The following is a 6923-nucleotide window of genomic DNA, read 5'->3' on the forward strand; positions in this document are numbered from 1 at the left end:
CCCGAGGCCTCCTGGCTCAGATCGCCTGTTATGGTGGTGGTCTGGATCACATTGTCGCCGCCGGGCGAGAACGTACCCTCATTCACCACAAGGCCATCCCCAACGTTGATGCTGCTTCCTGCATCGAGGCGGCCGCCGGAGAGGATGTTAACCCTGTTGCGCCCGTCCCCCAGATCGACATTGCCGGTGATCAGGCCCGCGGTGTTCACCACGTCATCCGCGTCGTCGCCCTGGACCGCCAGGCCCGACAGCGCGGAAACCGATCCCGTGGCCTCTATATTCAGCGTGTTGGACTCCCCATCTCTTCCACCGAGCCACACTCCCGCACCCGCGCCGGTTCCGCCCTGAACGCTGCCAGACAGAGTCACCTCGGCACCGCTGGCACCATCTGCATACACCCCACGCCCGTTCACGCCAGTTGCCGTGACATCACCCTGCGCGACGACGCTGGCCGCACCGCGAAAGGCCGTCGCAACGATCCCATTTCCAGCCGAGCCCGTCACGGGTCCCGTCGTCGTCACCGACACGTCACCATTGCCAACATTCAACGCATTAATCCCGTAATGACCCCCCGAGACCGCGCCCGTCGTAATGGTCACATCCGCACCTGCACTTGAGGATGAAGAAAAGGCGAGAATCCCACTACCGCTAGATCCCGTGACAGCGCCCGTTGTCGTGATCGACAACCCGCCGCTGCCGGAGTTTTCCGCAGCAATCCCGTTATAACCGCCTGAGACCCCAACTGCCGTAATCGTCAGATCCGTGCCCGCAGAGGAGTTGTACACCGTCATCCCATTACTGCTGGAACCCGTGACGGCCCCGGTGGTGGTTACCGTTAACGCGCCAGTGCCTGAGTTTCGAACCCACATTCCTCTTCGCTCTCCCGACACGGCCGCCGTTGTGAGCGTCAGATCCGTGCCAGAGTTTCTTGAAAAAATACCTGTGCTACCCGACGCGTTGACATCGTCGGTTGTTGTTACCGTCAGCGCTCCGGTTCCTTGGTTATCGGCCGTAATCCCGCTATAGCCTGAAATTGCCGCCGTTGTGACGCTCATGTCCGTGCCCGAAGCAGAGTTAAACGCCTCAATACCAGATTCACCGGCGGTGAGTTCGCCAGTTACAGTAACAGATAATCTGCCTGTGCCGAAATTATATGCATACACCCCATATCGCCCGGCGCTGACCGCCGCCGCTGAAATGCTCATGTCCGTGCCCGAAGCAGAGTTAGACGCGTAAATCCCTAACCCGCGACCGACCTCTGTGGCGGTGACATTCTCAGTGGACGTTATAGAAAGCGCACCACTGCCGTCGTTTTTTGCCCGGATGCCATAGCGATCGCCAGAAACCGCCGTCGTCGTGATCGTCAGATCCGTTCCCGAAGAACTGCCCTGTGCGTAAATACCATCGCTTCTGGAACCCGTGACATCTCCGGTCGTAGTGACCGACAGCGCACCAGTGCCTTGGTTTCGAGCAAAGATCCCTCTTTGGCCACCCGACACAGCCGCCGCCTTGATCGTCAGATCCGTTCCCGAAGAACTGCCCCGTGCGTAAATACCATCGCCAAACGCACCGCTGACGTCACCAGTGGACGTTACGGACAACGCACCAGTGCCAAAATTTCGCGCGTAAATACCACGGTACGCGGCAGAAACCGCCGCCGTCGTGATCGTCAGATCCGTGCCGTTAGAACCGTTGAGTGCGTAGAGCCCATCGTCGTCCGTGCCCGTGACGGGCCCGCTGGACGTTACCGACAACGCACCGCTATCAGCATTGGTAGCTAGAATACCCGTTGTTCCACTCACCGAAGCCGTGTTAACGGTCAGACCCGTTCCTTCGCTAAACGCTCTGACCCCAACGCCATCAGAACTTGTGACGTCTCCGGTACTCGTTATCGACAACACGCCATTTCCGTAGTGTCGTCCGGAAATCCCATCACCACTGGAGCCGGTGATCTGCCCGGTGGTCGTTATCGACAGCGGACCATTGCCGTAGTTCAACGCAGAAACTCCGGCGGCGGCGCCGGTTAAGGTCGAGGCATTGTCATCCGTGAAGGTGATACCGCCATCTCCCGCTGATGTGTTCAGTTGCAGCGCGCTTCCGGTGGTTGTCACGATGCTGACCTGGTCCGTTGTGCTGACATCCAGCGCCTGCCCGGCAGGCGGGCTCAGATCCTGCGTGACCGTCGCGCTGCCGCTGCATTCAAACGTGCCTGACCCCGCCGGATTGGCAACACAATCCGCAAGCGCTGCGCTCGACACCGACATCATCAGCGGACCCGCAACAACCAGAGCTCCGGCAAACTGCGGAGCATAGCTGGCGGCAACACCCGCCAGTTTGGTCATACGCCCACCGCGGATCATCCCGGAGTGGAGCTTTTCGAGAAAGGGATGGGATTTAATCATTGCTGCCCTCAAAACCTGTGTGCTGGCCTTGCCTCCCTTCGGCCAAACACTGGAAGGGAAGGCACGGATTATACCCGCACGACCTCATTGAGACTGGTTTGCGCCAACCCTGCCGCAGGCGCTACCCGCCGACGGCACTTAGAGCCAGAATGCTCCGTGCTTGAGGCAAATGGCTCCTTATCTTTACGCTCTGGAACAGAGGCATTCGCTTAGCTGAGAGAGACGGTTTAGTGACTGAACCGCCCGGGTTTGAGGACTAAAAGACTAAAAATTGGGTTGCAATAAGAGGCTAACACCATCGGCTTGTGTCAGACTCTTGTGACAACGGGGAAGAGGCTATGTCCGATGCAAAAATGCAAACTGCGAAGCAATGTGGCTGAGGGGTCTCCGCCTGCGTTACGGTCGCGGCTATGATGCTGATTGGTTCAGAGGAGCGTTGAAAGACAACGGCGTACCCGCATGCATCCTTGGTCGCAAGCAACGAACGACATCCATCAAGTATGATAAGCGCCGATACAAACGGCGCAACAGGAGCGAGATCATGTTCGGAAGGCTAAAAGGCTGGCGGCGGGTGCAACCCGCTACAACAGGTGCCCCAAGGTCTTTCTGTCCGCAATCGCCCTCGCCGCAACAGTCATGTCCTGGCTATGAAACAAGAACGAGTCTTGACCCCCAAAGTTATACCCAAAAATTCAGGGCCTTTCCCTTTCTGTTTCACTAAAAAATCCCGTAATGAGAAAAATATATCCAAATAATTGGGTGATGTAGAAAGGAATAATGAAGTCGTTCTGGTTATCACTTCCCAACGACATGGCCCAACCCATTGCTACTAGTAGCGGAATAACTAGAAAAATTGGCCATAACCTACTCGCTGAAACCACCAAGATAAGCAACAATAAAGACATTAAACCAAAGAAAACAGAATTTAGCAGAAGGTTTCCACCAGATATTTGGTTTACTGAAGAATAGATACTATTATTGAATGCGATCGTACCTATCAGTATTGAGACATATATTGGAACCTTAATCTTCTGGATCATAGGTCACCTTGGCTGCTTTCCATCAGTGAATCTCCATCGAAAAAGTAATCGGACGGCAAAGGCTGCAATGAATGGATTGCCGGAGCACGCAATCTGATCAAAGTGAACGGGTTGGTTCGTGTCTAAGAGATAACACTTCGCAGCCTCATGGTCCTTGGCAACCTGTCTCAAGTTTGTTTGCATCGCGTCTAAAGACGGGGATTACATACATTAAGCGTGTAAAACGCTGGGCTCACGCCCATTGGCTTCAGAAGAGTATCGGGCTTTACTGCCAGAAAAGATCAGGCATGTCACAATTCAAGTTTTTTTCTGTGAATCATGCCGCACGCGGAAATCAATGGATCCTGAGCCTTGGGTTCTGTGTCAACTGCTTCGGGTATGCCACTAACTCTCGCAAGAAATGCTCCGGAAGGCATCGTGAGCAACCCGATCTCCGCCCAGCACTAAATCCTTTTTGGACTGACGGTGCCGCTTGACCAACTGGTTAATCCGACGTCCCGGAGGTACATCTCGTGCAAGATTCTGTTGATCCATGTCCAGTTCTGGGAATATCTGGCGAATTTCCGCTATGGTCGACGGGCCAAGAGCGCACATCGCCTGTGGACCGCAAAACAATGACTCGGTTTCGGCACCTTCAGCGAAGATGATTTCGTGCCTGTCCAGCAAGATGTGGTAGTACGTCACAACATCCAAGTCTTTGGCTAGTTCAATCCCTGGGTACCCAAGTAGTTTCTTTGCAGGAATCAATACTTCAGATGTTGCAAACATACGGTCTGCAATTCGGGAACGGATAAGAACCCTGTGCTGCTGGGACACAACCAAATCACGCCGAGGCAAGTTTTTAGCTAATGCCCCCCTGGAAATTCTGACTGGGACCATCGCGCCCGTGCAGAGACGAATGGCACAGCCAACCCAACGAATTGGTTGCGCTCCGCGGTCGCGCGTTAGCACACAATCACCCACTCTTAAAGTTTCGATAGATTTGACGCCTTCTGGAGTTTTTATTTCTGCGCCGCGCGTAAAACAGGTTACAAATCCGACCGCTCGGGAACCCGTGAACCCACCTGCGGAGTCTTCAATAACACCATTGATAGTCAGTGATTGAATTGGCCCAGCGTCATAGGCGGTTTGGTCGTCGTTGCTTGAAATCTCAGGTGCAAGGTACGTGTTTCCCGCAGTATCCTGAAACACAACTGCAGAAACGGTTGCAGTCGATCCACCAATGTAGGTAATCGTAATGTCGTAGATAAGGGATGCATCGTAAACCTGATCGGCGCCACCGTTGATGCGAAAGGTCTCATTAGCATTCTGGTTGTCAAAGTCGTAAGCAACTGGCCGCGTTCCGCCGGAGAAGTGAACGCTGCCTGGTTCAAACGTTTGAATTCTTTCAGAAAGCGCGTCACCCGGACCACCAATCGTCAGGCCGACAAGCGCAGCCGCGTTCTCTCCAACGTTATTGCCTTCGATTGGGTCTATGCTCGCAAAAACGCCAAGGAAGATAACATTAAATGTTTCAGTCATCGTATGCTTTCCTGTTGAGTATTGACCGAGAAGTGTTGGGATTCAGTGAATGTGTTGTCTGTTTGGGGGGAATACGCGAGGAACGATGAAGTGATCGGCTGGCTCGGTCGACCACGGACTCGAAAAAACAAAACACTCCGCCAATTCGGGTTAAGACCGGGCGTGAGAATTGGATCTTGTATTCAACAAGATAACTACTTGAAAATACGTCAAAATAGTCCGATGGCGCGCAAGAAGAACTCGCAGTACTGAGAATCTTGTCGAACCCGTACGGCAATGAAGCCAGAACAAGCTCGATAGAGACGATGTTCCACCGGTTTGCGACTTTCGCACCTCTGAAACGTGATTCAAAAACCAATGGTAAGACAGCGTCAGAACCATCCCGTTCCAAGTTGACTGTTCGAACAACTATGTCCTCAATACAGACAAATCTTCCAGTAATAAGATCGAGCACTTCGTCACCAACTGAGATATCTTCCACCTTCACCCAAGGCTCATCCGGTGACACTTGAAGCTCTGACCCCAATCCAATCATTTTTTTAGCGAAGTCCGTATTACGAAACGGCTCTACGCTTCCCCTCTTGCTTGCAAATTGCATCAGCGGTCTGTGCGGTCATGTGGTCCGGCCACTCGATTGCCCGGTCCCATGCCAACAACTCACGAGTATATAGCTGGCATGTCACCACCCCGGTTGCCGTGCTAAGTGAGATCGGTTCGCTTTCAAATTGCTTTGGCGAAAGGACTGCACAACTTGCTAGAGCGGTTGGTAGTGCTAGCAAAAAGGTGAGCGCGCGCGAACTGAATTCCATGTGCATTTTCAGATCAACTACTCCTATCGACAGTGCTACCTCTGTGTTCAGCAACGTCTCGGCTATCACTAAGAAAGGTGGCTGAATTAATCAGTTATTCACAGCTTTCATGCGAAACTAAGCGTCCCTAAAACGTCGCAAAGTGTACCCTTTGGATCTTTGGCAAGCAGACATAGTGAAGAGTAGGTGTGAGTGCTGCAATTCCTCGCAACTCCACTTTGCTATCACTGGGTGATGAAAGGCCGCCCCGTTTGGAAAGACTTCGGGGCTTGCTTCGGGCTTCTGATGGATTGGATCGACAATGGACTGATCCGTTTCTGGAACCAGATTATGCAGATGTATTCGGATGGCATGAGACTGCTTAGTGTCATTATGCGATGGGCGTGGTAATCGGCACCAAATAAATCGGCCAAATTGGAGCATAGCTAGTCGCGGCGTTTTTAGTGATACCAGTTGACGGTTGCGCCTTTGATTGTGCGATTGATGCGCTCAACCCAACCGTTCGTCAATTTATGGTTGGATTTTGTCAGAGGTTACCCGAAGCTATTCGCGGCGCAGATCATTTCAATACACGTCGGTCGGGAATAGATTGTACTCCGGTTTCTTGGCTGCTCTCCGGACTGCGTGTCGCTATCGGTAATACAATTTGGTTTTGGCAGAAGCAGGATAGGAAAAGTCCCGATTTGTGGCATGAAAATGGGCGAAGTTGGAGGGGGCCGCAACTTCGCCCGTTGAGTGAGTGGCGCATTTCGGCGCCGGCAGAGGGCTCGCGTTGGGTTCAAGGGGCGCGTGCCTGTTGCCACTGAGATACCTTAAATTTGGGCATCTGCAGAAGTTAGTTAACGTTTATCTAATCGGGCTGCTACCGGTGGTATGCCTGTATCGCTCCGTTTGGAACGTATTGCGACGCATTTGATATCTTAGGTATCTTTACCCATCCTCATGCAGGGTTTTGACGACTGAACTCCTCTCTCGGCCAAGCGATTGCCTCTGTTCCAGAGCGCAAGGATAAGGAGCAATTAGACTCAAGTGCGGAACATTCCAGCTCCAACCTGCAACAGCCCCTGTGCTGAACGGGCTGCTGGCGGTCACGAACTCATCCGATTACGCGGACGCGCTCGATCAGCTGAGCCCGGAGATCTATGGCAACG

At 53.2% G+C, this 6923-nt stretch carries 2 protein-coding genes and 1 pseudogene; 1 reads left to right on the forward strand and 2 read right to left on the reverse strand.

Going from position 1 to position 6923, the window contains the following annotated elements; all coding sequences use genetic code 11:
* A partial coding sequence (locus ACR0BU_RS24310; RefSeq protein ID WP_480755780.1) for a beta strand repeat-containing protein occupies positions 1-2402 on the reverse strand: 2402 nt, incomplete at its 3' end.
* 403 nt (positions 2403-2805) lie between these two features.
* On the opposite strand from ACR0BU_RS24310, the pseudogene ACR0BU_RS24315 reads away from it, so the two are divergent.
* Positions 2806-3053: pseudogene (locus tag ACR0BU_RS24315) on the forward strand (transposase); the annotation flags it as partial.
* A gap of 773 nt (positions 3054-3826) precedes the next feature.
* Here the strand turns inward: ACR0BU_RS24315 and ACR0BU_RS24320 are convergent.
* The gene (locus ACR0BU_RS24320) at positions 3827-4963 is read right to left on the reverse strand and encodes a Hint domain-containing protein (protein WP_480739491.1); all 1137 of its coding nucleotides are present in this window, start codon (positions 4961-4963) and stop codon (positions 3827-3829) included.
* Positions 4964-6923 lie beyond the last annotated feature (1960 nt).

The sequence above is a fragment of the Ruegeria sp. CK2 genome, assembly GCF_056536585.1.